Annotated in this window: 3 protein-coding genes; 1 reads left to right on the top strand and 2 read right to left on the bottom strand. The window is 38.1% G+C overall.

What is annotated here, in order from left to right; translation table 11 throughout:
- Positions 1-126 precede the first annotated feature (126 nt).
- On the bottom strand, positions 127-360 hold the full coding sequence (locus ACWIX0_RS13335) for a hypothetical protein (protein ID WP_454174470.1): 234 nt from the start codon (positions 358-360) through the stop codon (positions 127-129).
- Between ACWIX0_RS13335 and ACWIX0_RS13330 the strand changes: the two genes are divergently transcribed.
- Entirely contained in the window at positions 354-578 is a 225-nt protein-coding gene (locus ACWIX0_RS13330; protein ID WP_454174469.1) for a hypothetical protein, read from the top strand. The two genes, ACWIX0_RS13335 and ACWIX0_RS13330, sit on opposite strands and share 7 nt — an antisense overlap.
- Here the strand turns inward: ACWIX0_RS13330 and ACWIX0_RS13325 are convergent.
- A complete protein-coding gene (locus ACWIX0_RS13325; protein WP_454174468.1) occupies positions 575-1,810 on the bottom strand; it encodes a pyridoxal phosphate-dependent aminotransferase in 1,236 nt (411 codons plus the stop codon). The genes ACWIX0_RS13330 and ACWIX0_RS13325 overlap by 4 nt on opposite strands.
- Between the last annotated feature and the right edge of the window lie 474 nt (positions 1,811-2,284).

Here is a 2,284-nt window from a genome sequence, read left to right as displayed (position 1 = left end):
AAAAAAATATTTATCATACTGACAACATTTGTCATACTTAAGCGTAGCGAAGTATCTCAAAATGCAACAAAAATTTATCGGACTGAGGTTTTTTAAGAAACCGAAGCATCTCAAAGCACAGCTTCTTTAGAAAATCCAAAAAACAAAGTAGAGATATTTCGCTTCGCTCAATATGACAAAGAAAACTCCATCATTGCGAGCATTTGCATAACAAATGCGTGGCAATCTGTATGTTGTCATATTGAGCGTTAGCGAAATATCTCTAAATTGTTGCTTTTTTGAGATACTTTGGGCTAATTCCCTCAGTATGACGAGGATTAAGATTTTGGATACTTTGGGCGTTGTCTTTAAATATGACAAATGTTTTTAGCATAACAAACCCACCCCCTAGCCCCCTAGTGCTAAGGGAGGGGGAAAAAGGCAAAATTCTCCGCAATGGGAGGGGGGCTTATTTTGGATTGCACGCGCAGAATCTTACAATGACGGCGTGTGTGGATTGCTATGCGGTTTTTATGCAAAATAGCGCACAAAAAACACCTTCCATTTTGATTTTAAATCATTTGTTGATTTTGCGCTAACTATTGATAAATTTTTCTATGCGCTCTAAGCCCTCTAATATTTGCTCCTCCTTGCAAGCAAAGCTCATTCGCACAAATCCTTCCGCGCCAAACGCGCTTCCCGGGACAAGTGCTACGCCTTGAGATTCTAACAACTGCTTGCAAAACTCCATAGAATCCAACTTGTCAAAATTCGCTACAAAACCCCCGCTAGAATCCCCGCTAATTTTTAGGTTTGGTTTTATCGCTCCCACACCATTTATATTGATAAAAAGATAAAATGAGCCCTGCGGTTTTAGCACGGTTAAACCTGTGATTTTCCCTATGCGCTCACAGGCTATATCTCTGCGATTTTTAAATGCCGCTCTCATTGTCTCTATGTCTTTATCTACCGAGCCATTTAGCGCGACTATGGCGGCTTTTTGGGTTATGGAGTTGATATTTGAAGTGCATTGGCTTTGCAAGTTGTCCATCATTTTTACTAGCTTTGCGTCTTTGCAGGCTAGATACCCCATACGCCAGCCTGTCATTGCCACAGATTTGCTAAGTCCATTTATAGTGATAGTGCGCTCTAAGCTGGCAGAATCTATCGCGCCCACCGAGCAAAACTCCCCATCATAGATAAGTTTTTCATAGATTTCATCAGCGATTATCCAAATATTTGTGCCTTTTAAAACCGCGTTTATTTCCTCTAGCTCATTGCGCGAATACACCATACCTGTGGGGTTTGATGGCGTGGTAAGCACGATGGCTTTTGTTTTAGGCGTGATTGCGTTTTTTAGCTGCGTGGGGGTGATTTTTAGCCCATTTTTAGAATCTGTATTGATTATCACGCTTTTGCCCCCGCTATATTCCACTAGCTCTGGGTAGGTAACCCAATAAGGTGCGGGGATTATCACTTCATCGCCCTCATCAATGATTGCTTGAAATACATTAAAAAGCGATTGTTTTGCGCCATTGCTTACCAAAATCTCTTTTGGTGTGTATTCTAAGCCATTATCTTTTTTTAGTTTTTCTACAATCGCTTGCTTTAGCTCTGGGATTCCTGCTACCGCAGTGTATTTGGTAAATCCGCTATCAAGGGCTTTTTTTGCCTCTTCTTTGATTGCGTTTGGCGTGTCAAAATCTGGCTCGCCCGCTGAAAAACTAAGGATATTTTTGCCCTGTGCTTTTAGCTCTCTTGCAAGGGTAGAAATCGCAATCGTAGCGGATTCTTGGAGGTGTTGGATTTTGCGTGAATAAGTGGGATTCATAGTTGCTCCTTAGGGGTGAAATTTTGCAAATGGATAAAATCTACAACAAAAATCTAACAAATTTTTGATAGATTTTTAGATTTTATCTACCGCGTTTTTTTGCGTGTTTTTTGTGAAAATCATTGCTAAATTGTATCAAAAGCAAGACAAAAAGAAGCAAAATCCCCATAAATCAAACATATTTTACGCATTTTTTAAGGATTTTTGTGCGCAATATGTTTTAGATTTTGTAGCATTTACTTTTTGTTACGATTTTTTACATTTTTTGTTTTTGTTGATTTGCGGGTATTTTTTGGCGTATTTTTGTAAGTTGCTAAAAAATGATAAAATCTATGAAAGCACGATTTTAACGAGCTTTTATCAAAATCTAAGTCATTATGATAAAATGATTTCTCATTATCTTTTTTGCAGGTTGTTTTTTTTTGTATTATGCAAGATAAAAATTTGCAAAAATCAACCATATTTAAAAAACAT

The sequence above is a fragment of the Helicobacter sp. T3_23-1059 genome (genome assembly GCF_053654515.1).
Note: the sequence above shows the minus strand (reverse complement) of the source record. Positions and strands in the feature narration are given on the sequence as shown.

Coding starts and splice junctions, on each gene's coding strand:
- ACWIX0_RS13330 (WP_454174469.1), top strand. CDS start 354: ATGACAAATGTTTTTAGCATAACAAACCCACCCCCTAGCCCCCTAGTG.
- ACWIX0_RS13325 (WP_454174468.1), bottom strand. CDS start 1,810: ATGAATCCCACTTATTCACGCAAAATCCAACACCTCCAAGAATCCGCT.